15 protein-coding genes are annotated in these 22,915 nt (G+C 66.4%); 4 read left to right on the top strand and 11 right to left on the bottom strand.

Annotation, left to right across the window (positions count from 1 at the left end; translation table 11 throughout):
• Positions 1-871: 871 nt before the first annotated feature.
• The 7 genes from AB4Z48_RS21535 to AB4Z48_RS21505 all read right to left on the bottom strand — a co-directional run bounded on the left by AB4Z48_RS21535 (position 872) and on the right by AB4Z48_RS21505 (position 9,633).
• Positions 872-2,122 (bottom strand): phenylacetate--CoA ligase family protein, encoded by a 1,251-nt coding sequence (locus AB4Z48_RS21535; protein WP_441617650.1) that lies wholly within the window; start codon positions 2,120-2,122, stop codon positions 872-874.
• 171 nt (positions 2,123-2,293) lie between these two features.
• On the bottom strand, positions 2,294-3,109 hold the full coding sequence (locus tag AB4Z48_RS21530; protein ID WP_441617648.1) for an ABC transporter ATP-binding protein: 816 nt from the start codon (positions 3,107-3,109) through the stop codon (positions 2,294-2,296).
• Between the two features lie 123 nt (positions 3,110-3,232).
• Positions 3,233-4,567 (bottom strand): ABC transporter substrate-binding protein, encoded by a 1,335-nt coding sequence (locus AB4Z48_RS21525; protein WP_441617646.1) that lies wholly within the window; start codon positions 4,565-4,567, stop codon positions 3,233-3,235.
• An 85-nt stretch (positions 4,568-4,652) separates the two neighbouring features.
• Entirely contained in the window at positions 4,653-5,729 is a 1,077-nt protein-coding gene (locus tag AB4Z48_RS21520; protein WP_441617644.1) for a branched-chain amino acid ABC transporter permease, read from the bottom strand.
• Positions 5,730-5,758: 29 nt separating this feature from the next.
• Entirely contained in the window at positions 5,759-6,673 is a 915-nt protein-coding gene (locus AB4Z48_RS21515) for a branched-chain amino acid ABC transporter permease (protein WP_441617642.1), read from the bottom strand.
• Between the two features lie 66 nt (positions 6,674-6,739).
• On the bottom strand, positions 6,740-7,651 hold the full coding sequence (locus tag AB4Z48_RS21510; protein ID WP_441617640.1) for an ABC transporter ATP-binding protein: 912 nt from the start codon (positions 7,649-7,651) through the stop codon (positions 6,740-6,742).
• A gap of 14 nt (positions 7,652-7,665) precedes the next feature.
• Positions 7,666-9,633, bottom strand: coding sequence for an AMP-dependent synthetase/ligase (locus tag AB4Z48_RS21505; RefSeq protein WP_441617638.1), 1,968 nt, complete (start codon positions 9,631-9,633; stop codon positions 7,666-7,668).
• 245 nt (positions 9,634-9,878) lie between these two features.
• On the opposite strand from AB4Z48_RS21505, the gene AB4Z48_RS21500 reads away from it, so the two are divergent.
• From AB4Z48_RS21500 to adeC, 4 genes are all read left to right on the top strand, one after another.
• Positions 9,879-10,547, top strand: a complete 669-nt coding sequence (locus AB4Z48_RS21500) for a Crp/Fnr family transcriptional regulator (RefSeq protein ID WP_441617636.1) — start codon at positions 9,879-9,881, stop codon at positions 10,545-10,547.
• A gap of 689 nt (positions 10,548-11,236) precedes the next feature.
• Positions 11,237-12,382: an efflux RND transporter periplasmic adaptor subunit gene (locus AB4Z48_RS21495; RefSeq protein ID WP_441617634.1), complete on the top strand. Its 1,146-nt coding sequence runs from the start codon at positions 11,237-11,239 to the stop codon at positions 12,380-12,382.
• A 40-nt stretch (positions 12,383-12,422) separates the two neighbouring features.
• Complete coding sequence (locus tag AB4Z48_RS21490) at positions 12,423-15,569, top strand: efflux RND transporter permease subunit (protein WP_441617632.1); 3,147 nt, start codon at positions 12,423-12,425, stop codon at positions 15,567-15,569.
• Positions 15,566-17,023, top strand: a complete 1,458-nt coding sequence (gene adeC, locus AB4Z48_RS21485; protein ID WP_441617630.1) for an AdeC/AdeK/OprM family multidrug efflux complex outer membrane factor — start codon at positions 15,566-15,568, stop codon at positions 17,021-17,023. The genes AB4Z48_RS21490 and adeC overlap by 4 nt, the downstream gene beginning before the upstream one ends.
• A 172-nt stretch (positions 17,024-17,195) precedes the next feature.
• Here adeC and AB4Z48_RS21480 read toward each other — a convergent pair whose 3' ends face one another.
• The 4 genes from AB4Z48_RS21480 to AB4Z48_RS21465 all read right to left on the bottom strand — a co-directional run bounded on the left by AB4Z48_RS21480 (position 17,196) and on the right by AB4Z48_RS21465 (position 22,747).
• A complete protein-coding gene (locus tag AB4Z48_RS21480) occupies positions 17,196-18,050 on the bottom strand; it encodes a 3-hydroxybutyryl-CoA dehydrogenase (RefSeq protein ID WP_441617628.1) in 855 nt (284 codons plus the stop codon).
• Between the two features lie 76 nt (positions 18,051-18,126).
• Entirely contained in the window at positions 18,127-18,558 is a 432-nt protein-coding gene (locus AB4Z48_RS21475; RefSeq protein WP_441617626.1) for an HIT family protein, read from the bottom strand.
• A gap of 133 nt (positions 18,559-18,691) precedes the next feature.
• Positions 18,692-21,994 (bottom strand): fused isobutyryl-CoA mutase/GTPase IcmF, encoded by a 3,303-nt coding sequence (gene icmF, locus AB4Z48_RS21470; RefSeq protein ID WP_441617624.1) that lies wholly within the window; start codon positions 21,992-21,994, stop codon positions 18,692-18,694.
• A gap of 420 nt (positions 21,995-22,414) precedes the next feature.
• On the bottom strand, positions 22,415-22,747 hold the full coding sequence (locus tag AB4Z48_RS21465) for a DUF2917 domain-containing protein (protein WP_441617622.1): 333 nt from the start codon (positions 22,745-22,747) through the stop codon (positions 22,415-22,417).
• Positions 22,748-22,915: the final 168 nt, after the last annotated feature.

Raw genomic sequence — 22,915 nt, 5'->3', positions numbered from 1 at the left:
CATGTAAGTGTCACTTTTCTTTTCTCGAAAAGAAAAGTAACCAAAAGAAAGCGATTCTTGCAGAAGGCTGGGCGCTCAGACTTCTCGTCTGAGGCTGGTTTCGTGGTGGGCGCGTTGGCTTTGATTGGGCTGCTGACGCTACCGGCGCTGGCCGCGMTGSCATSCYGGAKGTGGCCGTTTCACRTTACGGCTCCATGATGGCTGAGGCCCAGGCCATTCGGGCATCTGCCGTTACCGGCTCGGGCGGCCACGATATAGCATCCTCGTGTTTTCGTGGTGGGCGTGGTGGACCGGGGCGCGGGTGTGCTGGGTTACTTCTCAAGCCGGTGCCCTTGGGCACTGAGCGGACCTGTGGACCTGTCAGGAGCCCCCGGGCACCGAGCTCAAATAGGGGCCACCGTGCCCACCACGAAACCAGCGCCGTTCCTATGCCGCACCCATCCACCCCGGTCGCGGCAGCAGCCTGAACCACCTGGGCCAGCGCCATCATGCAGCGCCACCACGAATCGAACGCCACCCACGATGCCGCAGGCGAGCGAGCCGGTAGCGCCAGCAGTCCCATCGAAGCCAACGCGCCCACCACGAAACCACCACCACCCATAAAATCTGAGCGCCCAGCCTTCTGCAAGAATCGCTTTCTTTTGGTTACTTTTCTTTTCGAGAAAAGAAAAGTGACACTTACATGTGCCCGAACGGGCTACCAAGCCCGCGCCGCTAGGCCCACAGACACAGGCGCACTTGCATACACCTGAAGGACTCAAAAGGCCCGGGCCGCCAGGCCCACAGAGGCAGGCGCACTTGCATGCGCCTCAATGACCCAAAAGGCCCAGCCACAGACACAGGCGCCCTCTCATCCCCAGACCACCCCCCCTCACTCATAACTCCTGGCATCCTCAATCACCCTCCCATCCTGCGGCAACGACCCCGCAGCGACAAAACGCACCTCCCCCCGCAAGCGCAACACCTCCCGCACCGATTCCCCGATCGCGCGGGCCAGGTTTTCATCATCCCCCGCGGCATCGCAATGCAAGGTCATCACATCGGCCCCAACGCGCCCCGTGACCACGAGGCGCGCCGCGCGCACCTCGGGATGCCGCCGCATGACTTCCCCCACCTGCCCGGGATGCACGAACATCCCCTTGACCTTGGTGGTCTGGTCAGCCCGGCCAAGCCATCCCTTGAGCCGCAGGTTGGTGCGCCCGCACGGGCTGGCGCGCTCGCCGGACCCTGCCACGAAGGCGGAGAGATCGCCGGTGCCGAAGCGGATCAGCGGATAGTCGCCATTGCCGAGCACGGTGACCACCACCTCGCCGACCTCGCCTTCGGGCATCGGCTGCGTGCCACCGGGTTCGACGATTTCCACCAGCACGCCTTCGTCCACCACCCAGCCGTCGCCGCCTTCGGTTTCGTAGGCGATCAGCCCCACGTCCGCGCTGCCGTACATCTGCTGCACGCGGATGCCGCGCTCGCCGAACCACGCGCGCAGCGACGGCGGCAGCGCTTCGCCCGATACCAGCGCCTTGCGCAGGCCGGTGCACGGCAAGCCCAGTTCGTCGCCCTTCTCCAGCAGGATGCGCAGGAACGACGGCGTGCCGGCGTAGGCCGCCGGCTGCAGGCTGGCCAGCGCCTGCACCTGCGACTCGGTCTGCCCCACGCCTGCCGGGAACACGCAGCAGCCCAGCCGGTGCGCGCCCGACTCCATCATCATGCCGGCCGGCGTGAAGTGATAGGAATACGTGTTGTAGACCAGGTCCCCGGCGCGAAAGCCCGCGGCGAACATCGCGCGCGCAATGCGCCACCAGTCCGCGCCGTGGCCGTCCGGCTCATTGATCGGGCCGGGCGACTGGAAGATATGCCGCAGGCCGCCCAGCGGCGTGGCGTTGAGCCCGCCCAGCGGCGGCATCGCGCGCTGCCGCTGCGTCAGCTCCGACTTGCGCGTCACCGGCAGCGCCGCCAGCGCGGCGCGCGAGTCCAGCGCACGCGGGTCCACCTCGCGCAGCAGATCCGCGAAGTACGGCGCATGCGCCTTGGCATGGGCTACCTGGCGCGACAAGTCCGCCAGCAGGGCCTGCGCGCGTACGTCCGGCGCGCGCGTTTCCAGCGAATCGAAGTGTTCAGACATGGTTTGGCTTGGGGTCGCGTGTGAATAAGCGGCTAACACTGTGAAAAAAGAATTCCGCCCAGCCCGGGAAATCACACCGGGAAAGGCTCAAGACTCAAGGCTCGGGGCTCAAGGTTCGCAACGAGCGGCTCGCCGCGCATCCGAGGCGCACGGCAGAACCATGAGCCCGTCTCAGGCGAGCCAGCGCTTGCGCCTGCGATAGCTTTTGACATCGCGGAAGGAACTGCGCCCGCCGCCCTCGCCATCGTTCGCGGCCACGCCGAGGTAGAACTCCTTCACGTCCTCGTTGGAGCGCAGCGCTTCGGCCTCGCCATCCATCACCACGCGGCCGTTCTCGAGGATGTAGCCATAGTCGGCGTAGCGCAGCGCCACCATGGTGTTCTGCTCGGCGAGCAGGAAGCTGACCTTCTCGCGCTGGTTGAGGTCGCGCACGATCTCGAAGATCTCTTCGACGATCTGCGGCGCCAGACCCATGGAGGGTTCGTCGAGCAGGATCATGCTCGGCTTGGCCATCATGGCCCGGCCGATCGCGCACATCTGCTGCTCGCCACCGGAGGTGTAGCCCGCCTGCGATTTGCGGCGCGTCTTCAGGCGCGGGAAATAGGCGTAGATGCGCTCCAGCGCGTCGCGCGTCTCGGCGCGCGACAGCCCGCGCGTGTAGGCGCCGGTGAGCAGGTTCTCCTCCAGCGTCAGGTGGGCGAAGCAGTGGCGCCCTTCCATCACCTGGATCACGCCGCGCTTGACCAGTTCGTTGGGGGTGAGGCGGTCCACGCGGTCGCCGCGGTATTCGATCGAGCCCTTGGTAACGTCGCCGCGCTCCGCGTGCAGCAGGTTGGAGATGGCCTTGAGCGTGGTGGTCTTGCCCGCGCCGTTGGCGCCCAGCAGCGCCACGATCCGGCCTTCCGGCACATCGAGCGAAACGCCCTTGAGCACCAGGATGACGTGGTCGTAGATGACTTCGATGTTGTTGACGGACAAGAGGGTCATGGTACGGCTCGGTGGGTGTGTTCCTGACTTGCGTTGCTTGTTTCGCTTGCTTCGCTTGTTTGCGGCTCCCCCCTCCCGCCTGCGGGAAAGGGGGAGCCGACAGGCAACATGCCTGTCAGCCGCTCAAGACTTCATGCAGGCCGGCGCAATCCCCTTCTCCTTCGCATACTGCGCCGCGGTCGCCTTGAACAGCGGGTGGATCAGGTTCTTGTTGCCTTCGATCCAGTCGGACACCACCGTCCACTTGGTGCCGTCCCATTGCTGGATCTTCACCTTGCCGGAGCCTTCGTGGTTGTCGCAGCTGGTCTTGATCTCGGGCAGCAGGCCGGTGGCGCCGAGCTGCTGCAGGCGCGCGTTGGTGAGATTGAGGTTCTCGAAGGCCCAGCGCATGTCCTCGCCGCTCATGACCTTGCCCTTGCCGAACTTGCCCTGCGCCACGCGGATGGCTTCCACGGTCACCACCGCAGCGGAGACGCCGCGGTTGTAGAGCACCGAGCCGACCTTGTTGCGGTCCTGCATATTGCCCTTGCCGGCGCCGTACACGACCTTGTCGATGTCAGCGATCAACGGCACGTTCTTGCCGGCCACATTCCAGGTAGCGCTCATATAGCCCTTGGCGGCGTCGCCGGCGGGCACCGTGTCTTCCTCGGAGCCGGCCCACCAGGAGCCGATTATCTTGTCACGCGCGAAGCCCACCTTCTGCGCGGCCTTGAGCGCGGTCTGGTTCATCACGCCCCAGCCCCAGAAGATCACGTAGTCCGGGTTCTCCTGGCGGATCTTCAGCCACTGCGCGCCCTGCTCGTTGCCGGGGTGCGCCACCGGGATCTCGACCAGGTTGAACTTGCCGAGCTTGGCTTCGGCTTCCAGCGCCACGATGGGCTCCTTGCCGTAGGCTGAGTCGTGATACAGGTAGACGATCTTCTTGCCGGCCAGCGAGCCGCCGTTCTTGCCCGCCAGGAACTTGACGATGGCCGAGACCTGCATCTGGTAGGTGGTGACCAGCGGGAAGGCATAGGGGAAGACCGAGCCGTCCACCGCATCGGTGCGGCCGTAGCCCATCATCACCAGCGGCACCTTGTCGGCCGAGGTCTTGTCCACCAGCGCGTAGGAAATCCCGGTGGACATGGTGTGGTAGGCCGTGCCCTTGCTGGCCGCGCTCTTGGCCTTCAGGCGCTCGTAGCACTCCACGCCCTTGGCGTTGTTGTACTCGGTCTCGCACTCTTCCCACGAGAGCTTGACGCCATTGATGCCGCCGTCCTTCAGGTTGACGTAGTTCAGGTAATCGATGAAACCGCCGTAAAAGGACTGCCCGTTGGCGCCGTACGGCCCCACGCGGTAGCTGGGCAGCGCCACGAACTGCTCGCCGCTCTGGGCCTGCGCGGCCAGCGGTGCCAGCAGCGCGGCCGACGCACTCACCGCGAGCGCGATGCGCTGCAGATTGCGAATCAGGATGGTCATGACAGTCTCCTTCACCTTGAAAGGTGTGTGTTTGTTATGGAATACCCGTTCTGCTTGGTCCGACCTCGAAAGCTTGCTCCGTTGTTCAATGCGGGAACGGCCACAGGCGCAGCTTCTCCTTGGCGATCTGCCACAGCCGCGCCAGGCCGTGTGGCTCCACTACCAGGAAAAAGATGATCAGCGCGCCGAACACCATCAGCTGGATATGCGACACCGCCGCGTTGGTGAACGGCAGGTGCAGCAGCGCGGCCAGCGGCGGCAGCAGGTTGTCCAGGAAGATCGGCAGCAGCAGGATGAACGCCGCGCCGAGGAAGGAGCCCAGGATGCTGCCCACGCCGCCGATGATGATCATGAACAGCACGCGGAACGACAGGTCCAGCGAGAAGCCGTCCGGCTCCACCGAGCCGAGGTAGCAGAACGCGTAGAGCGCGCCGGCCACGCCGCAGTAGAACGAGCTGACGGCGAAGGCCAGCAGCTTGGTGCGCATCAGCGGGATGCCGATGACTTCCGCCGCCACGTCCATGTCGCGCACCGACATCCATGCACGCCCGGTGCTGGATCGCACAAGGTTCTTGGCCACCACCGCCAGCACCGTCACCAGCGCCAGCACGAACAGGTATTTCTTCACCGGCGTGTCGATGGCGATGCCGAACAGCGCGAGCTTCTGCGCGGTGATCACGCCGGAGGAGCTGTTGTTGGAGAACCAGGGGAACTTGGTCAGCGCCCACACCACGAAGAACTGCGCCGCCAGCGTGGCCACGGCGAGGTAGAAGCCCTTGATGCGCAGCGACGGCAGGCCGAACGCCACGCCCACCACCGCGGCGGACAAGCCGGCCAGGATGAAGGTCAGCAAGACCGGCAGGCCCTCGATGCGCAACTGGAAGTTGTACGCGGCATAGGCGCCCACCGCCATAAAGGCAGCGGTGCCGAGCGAGAGCTGGCCGGCGTAGCCGGTGAGGATGTTCAGGCCGAGTGCCGCCAGCGCGAAGATCAGGAACGGGATCAGGATGGCGGAGAACCAGTATTCCGATGCGGTGAACGGAATCGCCACGAAGGCCACCGCCATCAGCACCGCAACGCCGATGCGATCCTGGCGGATGGGGAATACCTGGCTGTCGGCCACATAGCTGGTCTTGAACTGGCCGGCTTCACGATAGAACATGGGGTTGTCTCCTGTTGGGGCCGTGCCGCTCAGACGCGGTCGATATGTTTCTCGCCGAACAATCCTTCCGGCCTGACGAGGAGAAACAGCAGCGCGAATACGTATGGGAACCACCCTTCGATGCCGCCGAAGTTGCCGCCAAAGGCGGACTGGAACACCGGGGGGATATAGATCTCGGCCAGCTTCTCCGACGCGCCGATGATGAGCCCGCCGACGATGGCGCCCGGCACCGAGGTGAAGCCGCCCAGGATCAGCACCGGCAGCGCCTTGAGCGCGGTCAGCGTCAGCGCGAACTGCACGCCATTGCGCGAGCCCCACAACATGCCCGCCACCAGCGCGACGAAACCCGCCACGCCCCACACGATGGCCCAGATATGCTGCAGCGGAATGCCCAGCGACAACGCCGCCTGGTGATCGTCCGCCACCGCGCGCAGCGCGCGGCCCACCTTGGTGAACTGGAAGAACAGCGCCAGCGCACCCACCAGGATGCCGGCGATGGCGGCTGCCGCCAGGTCGAACTTGGACAGCACGATATTGAAGCGCGTCAGGATGGCCTCGATCGGCTCGTCGACGATGCCGAGGTTGATCGGGCGCACTTCGTTGCCGAACAGCAGCGGCCCCAGCCCCTCGAGGAAGAAGGACAGCCCGATGGTGGCCATGAACAGCGTGATGGGCGGCTGGTTGACCAGCTTGCGCAGCACCAGCCGCTCGGTGCTGATGCCGACCACCAGCATCACGCCGAACGCGCCGATCACCGCGGCCCACATCGGCAGGCCCTTGTCCATCAGCCCCACCACGGCCAGCGCGGCGAAATAGACCATCGCACCCTGGGCGAAGTTGAATACGCCCGACGCCTTGTAGATCAGCACGAAGCCCAGCGCCACCAGCGAATACATCAGTCCCGACAGCAGGCCGCCGATCAGGATCTCGAAGAAGAACGTCATGGTGTTCCTTGTTCCTTGTTCCCTGTTTTCTGCTTCTTGTGTCTTGCCGTACCGCGCGGTGCGTGCTCAGTGGCCAGCGCCGAGGTAGGCCCGGATCACGTCCGGATTGGCCTTGACCGCGTCGGGGGTGCCGTCGCCGATCTTCTTGCCGTAGTCGAGCACCACCACGCGGTCGGAGATATCCATCACCACGCCCATGTCATGCTCGATCAGCACGATGGTGGTGCCGAACTGGTGGTTCACGTCCAGGATGAAGCGGCACATGTCCTGCTTCTCTTCCACGTTCATGCCCGCCATGGGTTCGTCGAGCAGCAGCATGGAAGGCTCGGCCGCCAGCGCGCGCGCCAGCTCCACGCGCTTTTGCAGGCCGTAGGGCAGGCGTCCCACCGGCGTCTTGCGGATGGCCTGGATTTCCAGGAAGTCGATCACTTCCTCGACCTTGCGGCGATGCTGCATTTCCTCGTTGCGCGCCGGCCCCCACCACAGCGCGTTGGCCAGCAGGCCGCTGCGGAATTTGGTATTGCGCCCGGTCATGATGTTGTCGAGCACGGTCATGCCCTTGAACAGCGCGATGTTCTGGAAGGTGCGCGCGATGCCCTGGCGCGCGGCCTCGGTGGGATGCATCTTGCGGCGTTCCTCGCCGCGGAACACGATGCGGCCCTGCTGCGGGTGATAGACCCCGTTGATGACGTTGAGCATGGAACTCTTGCCCGCGCCGTTGGGGCCGATGATGGCGCGGATCTCATGCTCGCGCACATCGAACGAGATATCCGTGAGCGCCTTCACGCCGCCGAACGACAGCGAGATATGCTGCAGGTCCAGGATCACCTCGCCGGCGTGCCGCTCCTGCGCCTGCGCGGCCGCGGCCTGCGCACTGTCCTGCGGCAGTTCCGCCTCGGTCGCCACCGCGGACGCGCCGCTCCATGCGGGCTGGCCATCGCCGCCGCGCGCTACGCCTTGCCATGCCATCTGCGTCATCCTCCCGCCCCCGCTCATGCCGCGCGCGCCGCGCCGGCGGCGGGCGGAAAGCGCTTCACGTCAACCAGCTTCAAGGTGGCCGAGACGCTGCCTTCGCGCCCGTCCTCGAACTTCACGCGCGTCTCGATGAACTGTTCCGCCTTGCCCGCGAACAGCGCGTCGACCAGCACCGCGTACTTGTCGGCGATAAAGCCGCGCCGCACCTTGCGCGTGCGCGTCAGTTCGTCGTCGTCGGGGTCCAGCTCCTTGTGCAGGATCAGGAAGCGCGCGACCTGCGAGCCGGCCAGCATGGCGTCCGCAGCCAGGTCCGCGTTCACCTGCGCCACGCACTCGCCGATCATCTCGATCACTTCCGGCCGCCCGGCCAGGTCGATATAGCCCGCGTACGGCAGGTGGCGCCGCTCGGCCCAGTTGCCCACCGCGTCGAAATCGATGTTGACGAAGGCGCAGACATTGTCGCGGCCCGTGCCGAAGGCCACGGCTTCCTTGATGTAGGGGAAGAACTTGAGCTTGTTCTCGATGTACTTGGGCGCGAACATCGAGCCGTCGGCGAGCTTGCCCACGTCCTTGGCGCGGTCGATGATCTTGAGGTGGCCGTCGGCATCGATCACGCCGGCGTCGCCGGTCATGAAATAGCCTTCGTCGTTGATGGCCTCGCGGGTGGCGTCGTCGCGCTTGTAGTAGGACTTGAGCAGGCCCACGCCGCGCACCAGCACCTCGCCGTTGTCGGCGATGCGGATCTCCATGCCCGGCGCGGCCGGCCCCACGGAGTCGAACTTGACCTTGCCGTCGGGCTGCAGGCAGACATAGGCGCAGGTCTCGGTCTGGCCGTAGAACTGCTTGAGGTTGACGCCGATGGAGCGGTAGAAGCGGAACAGGTCCGGCCCGATSGCCTCGCCGGCGGTATAGCCCACGCGGATACGGCTCATGCCAAGCACATTGCGCAGCGGCCCGTAGATCAGCACCTCGCCCGCCAGGTAGCGCAGGCGGTCGGCCAGCGGCACCGGGCGCCCGTCCAGCATGTCCGTGCCGCAGCGGCGCGCCACGTTCATGGCCCAGTGGAACAAGCGGCGCTTGAGCCAGCCCGCGTCTTCCATGCGGATCATCACCTGCGTGAGCAGGTTCTCGTAGATGCGCGGCGGCGCGAAGTAATAGGTGGGGCCGATCTCGCGCAGGTCGGTCATCACGGTATCGCGCGACTCCGGGCAGTTCACCGTGAAGCCGGCCACCAGGGCTTGCGCGTACGAGAACAGGTTGTCGCCGACCCATGCCATCGGCAGGTAGGACAGCACATCGTCGCCGGCCACCAGCCCGTCGAACGCGCAACCGTTGCGCGCCGCGCCGATCAGGCCGCGGTGCGAGTGGCACACGCCCTTCGGCTTGCCGGTGGTGCCGGAGGTGTAGAGGATGATGGCGGTGTCGTCGGGCGAGCCGGCCTCGACGGCCGCGTCGAAGTAGCCGGGGTTGGCGCGGTCGAACTCGCGGCCGATTTCCTGCAGGCGCTGGTACGACATCAGCGCCGGATGATCGTAGCCGCGCAGCCCGCGCGGGTCTTCATAGATGACGTGGCGCACGGTGCGGCCCTGCTCCGCGAGCTGGGCCTGCACCTCGAGCAGCTTGTCCACCTGCTCCTGGTCTTCGACGATGGCGAAATCGATCTCGGCGTCGTTGAGCACATAGACCATCTCGCCGCCGATGGCGTCCTGGTACAGCGGCACCGGCACGCCGCCGAGCGCCTGCGCGGCGCTCATGGCCCAGTACAGGCGCGGGCGGTTGTCGCCGACCACTGCCAGGTTCATGCCGCGCGTAAAGCCCAGCGCTGCCATGCCGCAGGCCAGCGCGCGCACCTCCTGCGCGGCCTGCGCCCAGTTGTAGGTCTGCCAGATTCCGAGATCCTTCTCGCGGTAAGCCGGGCTTCCGGGCCGCTGCTGGGCATGCGCCAGCAGCAGGCGCGGGAAGGTCGTCGCCGACGGTTCCTGCATCGCTGTCTCCTGTCCCTCGGTGGCGGGGATCCGCCACCGGTGTCAAGCCTGCATCCGCTGGTTATACTTGGCCAGTTTTGCCCGGCGACGCAAACATGCGTTCGCCGCAGCGCATCAAGCCCGCCGCGCCTTTCCTGGCGCGCACTCGCGGTTCGTGGTGATCGTAAGATAGTTCATGCCATTTCCCCCGGTTGTCACGCCGGTGACAATTCGGGGTTAATCCCTACGGGAAGGGTTTTCAGCTAATGCTTAACGATTTTGTGGATCGCTGCGTATGGGCAGCCGATCTCAGTCCCGAGCAACGCGACCGTGTGCGCCGCGCCATGTGTGTGCGCGAATATAGCCAGGGCGACTACGTCTGCCACAAGGGCGACGTGGCCGAGCACTGGATGGGCGTGCTCGAGGGGATCGTGAAGATCACCACCGTCTCGCCCTCGGGCAAGTCGGTCACCTTCACCGGCGTGCCCACCGGTGGCTGGTTCGGCGAAGGCGCCGTGCTCAAGCGCGAGATCCGCAAGTACGACGTGATGGCGCTGCGCCGCTCGCGCATTGCCTTCCTTCCGCTCGACACCTTCCAGTGGCTGCTCGATACCAGCCTGCCGTTCACTCGCTTCTTGCTCACGCAGTTCAACGAGCGGCTCGGGCAGTTCATCGCAGCAGTGGAATACGAGCGCCTGCTCGACATCGATTCGCGCGTGGCGCGCGCGGTGTCTTCGTTGTTCAACGAACACCTGTACCCCGGGCTGGGCACCACGCTCGAGATTTCGCAGGAAGAGATCGGCTTGCTGGCGGGCATATCGCGGCAGCGGGCCAACCAGGCGCTGAAGGTGCTGGAGCAGCAGGGCCTGGTGAAAGTGGACTACGGGGTGATCGAGGTACTCGACCTGGACGGCTTGCGGCAGTATGGGGAGTGAATGAAGCGGGAATGGCTGCGAGCGGGACGGGCATGTTTCCCGGCGATGCACACGATGCACACGATCCACACGATCCACACGATGCGCACGATGCGCACTTCGGGCCTTCCGCTCCGCCCCCTGCGGTGCGCACCGGTCACCACCGCGGGTTGCCGACCCCGGGGGTCAAAGCCTTTGATGCAGATATTGAAATTAATTGAAGCTGCCTGCGCCGGCGGCGTGATTGAAGGCCCGGCCGCACCGGCAAGCTGCAAAATGCGGCAAAACCGCACCTGAATCGTGCCGTCCGGGCTGCCTGATCAGGCACCTGGGACCGGCCGCAGGCGAAATCTGCGGCATCTTGCCGCAGGTCGTCCCGGTTTGTTACGGGCCATTAATCGTTTGAAATATTCCGGCAAGACAATCCCCGGGAAAACCCTCGATAGGCGGGATAGAATCGCCTACCTGTACATCGGTAGGCAAGCGTCAGGCCAGCCCTGGCAACAGCCGGGGCGGCATATTCCTTGATGGATTCGCCGGGGACCGGCGCAGTCCCGAGGGCACCTGGCGTCCGGGCCGCCCACGCCGCCGCGCGCCGGCGGCGCACGCAATTTACCGTGCCGGCTTACCGCTGCGACCGCATCACGGACTGTCGCGGCGGCGCACGGCCGTCATGGTTCCGCAGTCTTTCAATCTTCTAGGAAATCGCAATGCAACGATCGCGCACCATGCGTGCTTTGATTCCGGGCGTGCTGGGGATTGCCCTGGCGACGCTCGCCGGATGCGGCAAAAAGGAACAAGCCGGGACCCCGCCGCCGCCACAGGTGGGCGTGGTGACGCTGGCACCGGAATCGGTCATGGTCAATTCCGAACTGCCGGGCCGGACTTCGGCCTACCTGGTCGCCGAAGTGCGGCCGCAGGTCGACGGCATCATCCAGCGCCGCCTGTTCAAGGAAGGCAGCGACGTCAAGCAGGGGCAGCAGCTGTACCAGATCGATCCTTCGACCTACGAGGCCACCTACAAGAGCGCGCAGGCCACGCTGGAATCGACCCGGCTGCTGGCGGAGCGCTATGGCAAGCTGGTCGCCGACGAAGCGGTCAGCAAGCAGGCCGCGGCCGAAGCCAGGGCGTCCTTCCTGCAGGCGCAGGCGGCGGTCCAGCGTGCCGAGATCAACCTGCGCTACACCAAGGTCCTGTCGCCGATCTCCGGGCGCATCGGGCGCTCCAACGTCACCGAGGGCGCGCTCGCGGTCAATGGCCAGGCAACCGCGCTGGCGACGGTCCAGCAGATCGACCCGATCTATGTCGACGTGACCCAGCCGTCGGCCACGCTGCTGCGCCTGCGCCGCGAACTGGCCGACGGCAAGCTCGAGGGCGCGGGCTCGAACGCGGCCAGGGTAAGCCTGAAGCTCGAGGACGGCACCGCGTACCCGGAAAGCGGCAGGCTTGAATTCTCCGAGGTGTCGGTCGACCAGGGCACCGGCTCGGTGACGCTGCGCGCGGTGTTCCCGAACCCGAACCATGTGCTGCTGCCGGGCATGTTCGTCCATGCGCGCCTGAGCGAAGGCGTCAAGGCCAACGCGATCCTGGCGCCGCAGGTCGGCGTGACGCGCGACCTGAAGGGCCAGGCCACCGCGCTGGTCGTGAACGCGAAGGATGAGGTCGAGCTGCGCCCGCTCACGACCGACCGCGCGGTCGGCGACAAGTGGCTCGTGACCAGTGGCCTCAATGCCGGCGACCGCCTCATCGTCGACGGCCTGCAGTTCGTCCGCCCGGGCGCGAAGGTCAGGCCCGTGCCGGCAGCCACGACGGCCGCTGGCGGGGCATCGGACGCCGCCGCGCGGGCCAAGTCCTGATACCGCACGCAGGGTAAGGAACAAGGGATAAGGATCCTCCATGTCTAATTTCTTCATCGATCGCCCGATCTTCGCCTGGGTGATCGCGCTGGTCATCATGCTGGCCGGCGTGCTCTCGATCCGGGCGCTGCCGATCAGCCAGTACCCGGCGATCGCGCCGCCGACCATCGCCATCTCGGTCAACTACCCCGGCGCTTCCGCCGAGACGGTGCAGGACACGGTCGTGCAGGTCATCGAGCAACAGCTCAATGGCCTGGACCGCCTGCGCTACATCTCGTCGGAGAGCAACTCCGACGGCAGCATGACCATCACCGTGACGTTCGAGCAGGGCACCAACCCCGACATCGCGCAGGTGCAGGTCCAGAACAAGCTGCAGCTGGCGACACCGCTCCTGCCACAGGAAGTGCAGCAACAAGGCATCCGCGTCACCAAGTCGGTGCGTAACTTCCTGGTCATCGTGGGCCTGGTCTCCAGCGATCCGAAGGTGACGCGCGAAGACCTGTCGAACTACATCGTCTCGAACATCCAGGATCCGCTGTCGCGCACCTACGGCGTGGGCGACTTCCAGGTCTTCGGCTCGCAATACGCCATGCGGGTGTGGATCGATCCGGCCAAGCTCAACAGCTACCAGCTCGCCCCGCTCGACGTCAGCAACGCCATCAAGGCGCAGAACGTGCAGGTGGCCTCCGGCCAGCTGGGCGGGCTGCCGGCGGTCAGCGGCCAGCAGCTCAACGCCAGCGTGATCGGCAAGACCCGCCTGCAGACCAGCGAGCAGTTCGGCAACATCCTGCTCAAAGTCAACCCGGATGGCTCGCAGGTGCGGCTCAAGGACGTCGCGAAGGTGGAGCTGGGCGGGCAGGACTACAACATCAACGCGCAGTACAACGGCCAGCCGGCATCCGGCATCGCCGTGCGCCTGGCCAGCGGCGCGAACGCGCTGGAGACGGTCAAGGCAATCCGCGCCACGCTGAACCAGTTGCAGCCGTTCTTCCCGTCGGGCATGAAAGTGGTGTTCCCGTACGACACCTCGCCGGTGATCGCGGGCTCCATCCACGAGGTGGTGAAGACGCTGCTGGAAGCCATCGTGCTGGTGTTCCTGGTGATGTACCTGTTCCTGCAGAACGTGCGCGCCACGCTGATCCCCACCATCGCCGTGCCGGTGGTGCTGCTCGGCACCTTCGGCGTGCTGTCCGCGTTCGGCTACTCGATCAACACACTGACCATGTTCGGCATGGTGCTGGCGATCGGCCTGCTGGTGGACGACGCGATCGTGGTGGTGGAGAACGTCGAGCGGGTGATGGCCGAGGAAGGGCTCTCGCCCAGGGAGGCCGCGCGCAAGTCGATGGGGCAGATCCAGGGCGCGCTGGTCGGCATCGCGATGGTGCTGTCGGCGGTGTTCCTGCCGATGGCATTCTTCGGTGGCTCGACCGGCGTGATCTACCGGCAGTTCTCGATCACCATCGTCTCGTCGATGGTGCTGTCGGTCCTGGTGGCGCTGATCCTGACGCCGGCGCTGTGCGCGACCATGCTCAAGCCAATCGACAAGGGCGACCACGGCGAGCACAAGACAGGTTTCTTCGGCTGGTTCAACCGCAAGTTCATCTCGACCACGCAGGGCTACGAGCGCAGCGTGAAGGGGATCTTGCGCCGGCGCGTGCCGTTCCTGCTGCTCTATGTCGCGATCGTGGCCGGGATGGCCTTCCTGTTCACGCGCATCCCGACCTCGTTCCTGCCGGAAGAAGACCAGGGCGTGCTGTACGCCCAGGTGCAGACACCGCCGGGCGCGACCGCCGAGCGCACGCAGAAGGTGCTCGACCAGATGCGCAACTACCTGCTGAAGGACGAGGGCAAGGTGGTGGACTCGCTGTTCACGGTCAACGGCTTCAACTTCGCCGGCCGCGGCCAGAACTCGGGCCTCGCGTTTGTCCTGCTCAAGCCCTGGGAGGAGCGCGGCGGAGACGATACCAGCGTGTTCGACCTCACCAAGCGCGCGCAGCGCAAGTTCATGTCGTTCCGCGATTCGCTGTCGTTCGCGTTCGCGCCGCCCGCCGTGCAGGAGCTCGGCAACGCCACCGGCTTCGACCTGTACCTGCAGGACCAGGCCGGCCTGGGCCACCAGGCGCTGATGAATGCACGCGACAAGTTCCTGCAACTGGCGTCGAAGAACCCGGTGCTCCAGCGCGTGCGCCCGAACGGCCTGAACGACCAGCCGCAGTACATGCTCGATATCGACGACGAAAAGGCGCGCGCGCTCGGCGTGTCGCTGACGGACGTCAACAGCACCGTGTCGATCGCCTGGGGCTCGAGCTACGTCAACGACTTCGTCGACCGCGGCCGCGTCAAGCGGGTCTACCTGCAGGGCGAGCCCAATTCGCGCATGAACCCGGACGACGTCGACAAGTGGTTCGTGCGCAATGACAAGGGCGCCATGGTCCCGTTCTCGGCGTTCGCCACCGGCAAGTGGGGCTTCGGCTCACCCAAGCTGCAGCGCTACAACGGCGTGCCGGCGGTGGAAGTGCTGGGCGAGCCGGCCGCCGGCCGCAGCTCGGGCGAGGCGATGGCCGCGGTGGAGGAGATCATGAAGCAGATGCCCCCGGGCATCGGCTACGCGTGGACCGGCTTGTCGTATGAGGAACGGCTGTCGGGCTCGCAGGCGCCCGCGCTGTATGCGCTGTCGCTGCTCGTGGTGTTCCTGTGCCTGGCCGCGCTCTACGAGAGCTGGTCGATCCCGTTCTCGGTGATGCTGGTGGTGCCGCTGGGCGTGATCGGCGCGCTGCTCGCCACGCTACTGCGCGGCCTGTCCAACGACGTGTTCTTCCAGGTGGGGCTGCTGACCACGGTGGGCCTGTCGGCCAAGAATGCGATCCTGATCGTGGAGTTCGCCAAGGAGCTGCACGAGCAGGGCAAGGGCATGGTCGAAGCGGCGATCGAGGCCTGCCGCATGCGCCTGCGCCCGATCGTGATGACCTCGCTTGCGTTCATGCTCGGCGTGGCACCGCTGGCCATCTCCAGCGGCGCCGGCGCCGGCAGCCAGCACGCCATCGGCACGGGCGTGATCGGCGGCATGATCACCGCGACCATCCTGGCCATCTTCTGGGTGCCCTTGTTCTTCGTCGCGGTAGGCTCGCTGTTCAAGGGCAAGAAGCGCGACGACGCCGGCACGCTCAACAAGGAAGCGCTCCAATGAAGAAACACGTGATTTGCCTGGCCGCCGCGGCGGCGCTCGCGGCGCTGTCCGGTTGCAGCCTGATCCCGCACTACGATCGCCCGGCCGCGCCCGTGGACGCGGCCTACCCGCAAGGCCCGGCCTACCCGCCGGCCGATGCGGCGGCACCCGCAGCGGCCGACCTCGGCTGGCGCGATTACTTTGCCGATCCGCGCCTGCGCCGGCTCATCGAAGCCGCGCTGGACAACAATCGCGACCTGCGCGTGGCCGCGCTCAACGTAGAAGCCTACCGCGCGCAGTACCGCATCCAGCGCGCGGACCTGTTCCCCGAGGTGGATGCCAGCGCGTCCGGCTTGCGCCAGCGCGTGCCCGCCGACCTGTCGACCACGGGCCGGCGCCTCATCAGCAGCAGCTACGGCGTGTCGCTCGGCACCACCGCGTGGGAGCTGGACCTGTTTGGCCGCGTGCGCAGCCTGAGCACCGCCACGCTCGAGCGCTACTTCAGCAGCCAGGAGGCCATGCGCAGCACCCATATCGCCCTGGTGGCGAGCGTGGCCGATGCCTACCTGGCACTGCGCGCGGACGAGGCGCTGCTGCAGCTCACGCGCGACACGCTCGGCACCTACGAGCGCACCTACCGCCTGACCAGGCGCAGCTACGACGAAGGCATTGCCTCGCGCCTGGACCTGCGCCAGTCGCAGACCAGCGTCGAGACCGCGCGCGCCAGCCTGGCGCGCTACACGCGGCAGGTGGCGCAGGACGAGAACGCGCTGTTGCAACTGCTCGGCACCAGCAGCATGCCGGCCGACCTGCCCGCGGGCCTGGCCCTGGACCAGAAACTGATCGCCGACGTTCCCGCCGGCCTGCCTTCGGATCTGCTGCAGAACCGGCCCGACATCCTCGCGGCCGAGCACCAGCTGCTGTCGGCCAACGCGAACATCGGCGCGGCACGGGCGGCATTCTTCCCCAGCATCAGCCTGACCGCGTCGGCCGGCACTGCCAGCAACCAGCTCTCCGGCCTGTTCGATGCGGGCTCCGGCACGTGGCTGTTCCAGCCGCACATCAACCTGCCGCTGTTCACGGCCGGCAGCCTGCAGGCCAGCCTCGACTACGCGCGCATCCAGAAGGACATCAACGTCGCGCTGTACGAGCGCACCATCCAGACGGCGTTCCGCGAAGTCGCCGACGGGCTGGCCGCGCGCGGCACCTTCGGCGACCAGCTCGCGGCGCAGCTGCGCCTGGTGGATGCGACGCAGGACTACTACAAGCTTGCCGAGGAACGCTACCGCACGGGTGTCGACAACTACCTGACCGTGCTCGACGCGCAGCGCCAGTTGTTCAATGCGCAGCAGATCCTGATCGGCAACCGGTTCAACCAGCTGAGCAGCGAGGTCAACCTGTACAAGGCGCTTGGCGGCGGGTGGAAGGCTGCGTCGGTGGTACCGGCGCCTGCGGCGGGGACGCCGGCTTCGTAGGCGGGTTCCAGGCCGCTGTATCGCCCGGGAGGACGGCGCGGCGCACGGCTCTCCCGCGCGTGGTAGAGCAACCGTGTCAAGCGGGACGCAAGCCCCCTGCACAAAAAAAGGCCGGCGACGGGCATCCCGTCGCCGGCCTTTCCTTTTTGGCGCCTGGCGTCTGCCTGCCGTCTTACTTGCTATAGACGTACACGCCGCGCCCGGTCTTGCGGCCCAGGTAGCCCGCGGCCACCATCTCGCGCATCAGCATCGCCGGGCGGTACTTCGGATCGGCAAACTCCGTGTACAGCACTTCCATCACCGCCAGCATGGTATCCAGGCCGATCATGTCGGCCAGCGCCAGCGGGCCGATCGGGTGGTTGCAGCCCAGCTTCATGGCTTCGTCGATCTCTTCCGGCGCGGCCAGGCCTTCGCCCAGCACGCAGAAGGCTTCGTTGATCATCGGGCAGAGGATGCGGTTGACCACGAAGCCCGGGTTGTTCTTGACCGTGACGGGATACTTGCCGAGTTGCTTCGACAGCGCCTCGACCAGTGCGTGCGCGGTGTCGCTGGTCTGCAGGCCGCGGATCAGTTCGACCAGGGCCATCATCGGCACCGGGTTGAAGAAGTGCATGCCGATGAAGTTGGCCGGGCGGCTGACGACTGCCGCCAGCTTGGTGATCGAGATGGAGGACGTGTTGGATGCCACCACCACGTCGTCGCCGACGATGGCGTCGATCTGCTTGAGGATCTTGACCTTGAGGTCGAAGTTCTCGGTGGCGGCTTCGATCACGATGTCGGCGGCCTTGAGATCGTCATAGGCGGTCGAGCCCTTGATGCATGCCAGCGCAGCGTCCTTGTCGGCTTCGCTGATCTTGTCCTTCTTGATCAGGCGGTCCAGGCTGCCCGCGACGGTGGCGATGCCCTTCTGCACCGCCGCTTCACTGATGTCCACCATCACCACGTTCAGGCCCACCACGGCGCATGCCTGCGCGATGCCGTTGCCCATGGTGCCGGCGCCTACGATGCCAACTGTCCTGATTCCCATCTTCTCTTCCTTGTTGCTGGTTGCTTGATTCTGATTGCTTGATTCAGCTTGTCCGATCCGGGCTGCAGGCGCGCGCTCAGGCTTCGCGCAGCGCGGCGATGATGCGCTCGGCGTGCTGCTCGAGGATCTCCGGGTCCTGCATGTCGGTGCCGTGGCCGCGCAGGGCACGGTCGGCGTAGCGCGGCACGATATGGAAATGCACGTGCGGCACCGTCTGGCCGGCGGCGGCGCCGTTGAACTGGCCGATCGAGATGCCGTCCGGGTTGAAAGCGGCGCGCACCGCGCGCGCGATGCGCTGGGTGGTGCGGATGGCGGCGCCCGCCGCGGCTTCGGACAAGTCGAAGATCTCGGCGGCGGGCTCCTTGGTCACCACCAGCGTGTGGCCGTCGGACTGCGGCATGATGTCCATGAAGGCGATCGTATCGGCATCTTCATAGACTTTGTTGCAGGGCAGTTCGCCACGCAGGATGCGGGCGAAGATATTGTTGGGATCGTACGTCTTGCTCATGTCTGGTCTCGTTGCTGATTGGCTTGCCGGGCGGCTCTGGCGGGCGCAGCCTTGAAGTTTAACGCAGGGCAATGTCTCTACATAGCGCTACCTGGCCCTGCGCATTGCCCGAAAAAGCGGCTGCGCCGGCACGTCACATATTGCGGCGGTACTGTCCGCCCACCTCGAACAGCGCGTGCGTGACCTGCCCCAGCGAGCAGGTGCGCACCGCGTCCATCAGCACGGCGAACACGTTCTCGTTGTCGATCACCGCCTGGCGCAGGCGCTGCAGCATGGCCGGCGCGGCAGACGCGTTGCGCGCGTGGAAATCGGCCAGGCGGGCGAGCTGGCTCTGCTTTTCCGCGTCGCTGGAACGCGCCAGCTCCAGCGACTGCGGGGTGGGGTCGCCAGCCGGGTTGCGGAAGGTGTTCACGCCGATGATGGGCAGCGTGCCGTCGTGCTTGAGCTGTTCGTAGTGCAGCGATTCTTCCTGGATCTTGCCGCGCTGGTAGCCGGTCTCCATGGCGCCGAGCACGCCGCCGCGCTCGGCGATGCGCTCGAACTCCTGCATCACCGCCTCTTCCACCAGGTCGGTGAGCTCTTCGATCAGGAAGCTGCCCTGGCTGGGGTTCTCGCACCGGGCCACGCCCCATTCGCGGTTGATGATGAGCTGGATGGCCAGCGCCCGGCGCACCGATTCGCCGGTGGGCGTGGTGATGGCTTCGTCATAGGCGTTGGTGTGCAGGGAGTTGCAGTTGTCGTAGATGGCGATCAGCGCCTGCAGCGTGGTGCGGATGTCGTTGAAGTCGATCTCCTGCGCATGCAGCGAGCGCCCCGAGGTCTGGATGTGATACTTGAGCTTCTGGCTGCGCTCGTTGGCGCCGTACTTGTCGCGCATGGTCACCGCCCAGACGCGGCGCGCCACGCGGCCCAGCACGCTGTATTCCGGGTCCATGCCGTTGGAGAAGAAGAACGACAGGTTGGGCGCGAAATCGTCGATGTGCATGCCGCGCGCCAGGTAGGCTTCCACGTAGGTGAAGCCGTTGGACAGCGTGAAGGCCAGCTGCGAGATCGGGTTGGCCCCGGCTTCGGCGATGTGGTAGCCGGAGATCGACACCGAGTAGAAGTTGCGCACCTGGTGGTGCACGAAGTACTCCTGGATATCGCCCATCACCTTGAGCGAGAACTCGGTGGAGAAGATGCAGGTGTTCTGGCCCTGGTCTTCCTTGAGGATGTCGGCCTGCACGGTGCCGCGCACGTTCTGCAGCACCCAGGCGCGGATCTTGGCTTCCTCGCCGTTGGTAGGCTCGCGGCCGTTGTCGGCGCGGAACTTGTCGAGCTGCTGGTCGATGGCGGTGTTCATGAACATCGCCAGGATGGTCGGGGCCGGGCCGTTGATGGTCATCGACACCGAGGTGGACGGGCTGGTCAGGTCGAAACCGTCGTACAGCACCTTCATGTCGTCCAGCGTGGCGATCGACACGCCCGAGTTGCCCACCTTGCCGTAGATGTCCGGGCGCGTGTGCGGGTCCTCGCCGTACAGCGTGACCGAGTCGAAGGCGGTGGACAGGCGCTTGGCGTCCATGCCCTCGGACACCAGCCTGAAGCGGCGGTTGGTGCGGAAGGCGTCGCCCTCGCCGGCGAACATGCGGGTGGGATCTTCGTTCTCGCGCTTGAAGGCGAACACGCCGGCGGTGTACGGGAAGCTGCCGGGCACGTTCTCGCGCATCAGCCACCTGAGCACCTCGCCGTCGTCCTCGAAGCGCGGCAGCACGACCTTGCGGATGGTGGTGCCGGACAGGGTCGTGCTGGTCAGCGTGGTGCGCAGCTCCTTGTCGCGGATCTTCACCACGTATTCGTCGCCGCCATAGGCCCGGCGCATCTCTGGCCACATCGCCAGCAGCTTGCGCTCGTGCGCGCCGAGCGCGGCGTCGCGCCCGGCGGCGAGCGCCTGCAGGGCATCTCCTGCGCTGTCCGCGGCCTGCCCGGGCGCTGCCAGCAGCATGCGGCGCGCCTCGCGCAATTGCTGGCGCTCGCGCGCCAGCCGGCTCTGCGTGTCCACGCGGCGGTGATAGGCGCGCACGGCATCGGCCAGCTCGGCCAGGTAGCGGTTGCGCGCGGGCGGCACGATCACGTTCTGCCCGGTGGAGACGCGCCCGGCCAGTTGCGGCAGCACGCCGGCGGCGGCGCGCAGGCCGCGCGTGGCGAGCGCCGCGAGCAGGCCCTGGTAGAGCATGGTGACGCCGTCGTCGTTGAAGCGCGAGGCCTGGGTGCCGTAGACCGGCATGTCCTCGGGCTTGCCGTGCCATTGCTCGCGGTTGCGCTGCACCTGCTTGGCCACGTCGCGCCAGGCGTCCTGCGCGCCCTTGCGGTCGAACTTGTTGATGGCGACGAAATCGGCGAAGTCCAGCATGTCGATCTTCTCGAGCTGGCTGGCGGCGCCGAACTCGGGCGTCATCACGTATAGCGACAGATCCGCATGCGGCACGATGGCGGCGTCGCCCTGGCCGATGCCCGAGGTCTCCACGATGATCAGGTCGAAGCCGCCCGCCTTGCACGCGGCCAGCACATCGGGCAGCGCCTGCGAGATCTCCGAGCCGGCCTCGCGCGTGGCCAGCGAGCGCATGAAGATGTGCGGGTGGTTGATCGCATTCATGCGGATGCGGTCGCCCAGCAGCGCGCCGCCCGATTTCCGGCGCGAGGGATCGATCGAGATCACGGCGATGGACAGCGCATCGCGCTGGTCCAGCCGGATGCGGCGGATCAGCTCGTCGGTCAGGGAGGACTTGCCGGCGCCGCCGGTGCCGGTGATGCCCAGCACGGGCGTCTTCACGTGCGCCGCCTCGGCACGCAGCGCTTCGGCCAGCGCAGGATCGGCCTTGCCGTTCTCCAGCGCCGTGATCAGCTGCGCCAGCGCGCGGCGGTCGCCGCCTTTCACCGCGTCGAGCGTAGTGGGGGCGTAGCGCGCGAGGTCGATATCGCAGCGCTGCACCATGTCGGCGATCATCCCGGCCAGGCCCATGCGCTGGCCGTCCTCTGGGCTGAAGATGCGCGCCACGCCGTAGGCCTGCAGCGCGCGGATCTCGTCGGGCACGATCACACCGCCGCCGCCGCCGAACACCTGGATATGTTCGCCGCCGCGCTCGCGCAGCAGGTCGATCATGTACTTGAAATACTCGAGGTGGCCGCCCTGGTAGCTGGAAATGGCGATGCCCTGCACATCTTCCTGCAGCGCCGCGCTGACCACTTCCTGCACCGAGCGGTTGTGCCCGAGATGGATCACCTCGCAGCCGGAAGACTGCAGGATGCGCCGCATGATGTTGATGGACGCGTCGTGGCCGTCGAACAGCGAGGCCGCGGTGACGAAACGCACCTTGTTGACGGGACCCTTCGGTCCCTGCGCCGGACGGGCGGCGCCTGGCTGCGAACCCTTCTGCACATCGGAAAGATCGGTCATTGTCTCCACCTGGTTCGGTGTTCGGGCCTTCCGCAGGGTCTGGCGCGGCGGCCGCTCTGGTGGCGGCTCGGCTCGCGATGCGGGCAATCTGGCTGGCGCCGGCACTGCCGCTTGATTATATGACGTTAACGTTAACGGCAATCAAGCGACACAGGCATTGCCCGCCGTGCCGCCCAGGCGACCATGGTGGCTATCGTCGCACAGTTGGCGGCGAATGTGCCGGTACAGTCGGGGGGAGGTTCGGGGGGAGGTTCGGGGGGAGGACCGGGGGGAGGCGAGACACCGGGCATGGCGGCGATGGCCGCCGGAGCCGGCGCAATGGCGGCCTGCGCCGGACGGGCGGTCCGGGCGCAAGCCTGGCTGCTCTGCGTATGCAGCGCGCCTGGCTGGCGATCAACTCGCCGCCGGCGCACGGTCAGGTCACATCCCGGGTTCCGGGCACTGCGTGAAGGCGCGCCGCTGTCCCAGCCGATGCCCCAGCGCACGCGCCATCCCGCCCAGCCAGCGCCACGACAGCGGCGCCGGGTTCTCGGCCAGCGTGAAGCGCGCGCCCTCGCTCTCGCCGGAGAGCCATACCATGGCGCCGGCCGGCAGCGCGCAGGTGGCGCCGGGCAGCAGCCAGATATCCGCATGATGGCCTTCCACGGTCAGCCACAGGCGCCCTTCGATCGCCTTGACGGTTTGCCCTTCGCGGGCGCGCCAGCCCACCGGCCGGCCGGGTTCATCCAGTTCGAAGATTCGTAGTTCACGCATTTTGCCGCTCCTGTCTCTGCATTGCGGTGTGCTCCGGGCCCTGCCGGCACCACCGATGGGGCCGGCGCGGGTACCTCCTCCGCATGCCTTCTATTATTCACGGCGGCAACTACAATCACATGAACAGTTGTGAACAGTTTTCCATGCACTGTTCAGTAGTTTTTCCTG

The organism is Cupriavidus sp. 2TAF22 (assembly GCF_052115045.1).
Taxonomy (GTDB): Bacteria; Pseudomonadota; Gammaproteobacteria; order Burkholderiales; family Burkholderiaceae; genus Cupriavidus.
This window is presented reverse-complemented; position numbering and strand designations above follow the sequence as displayed.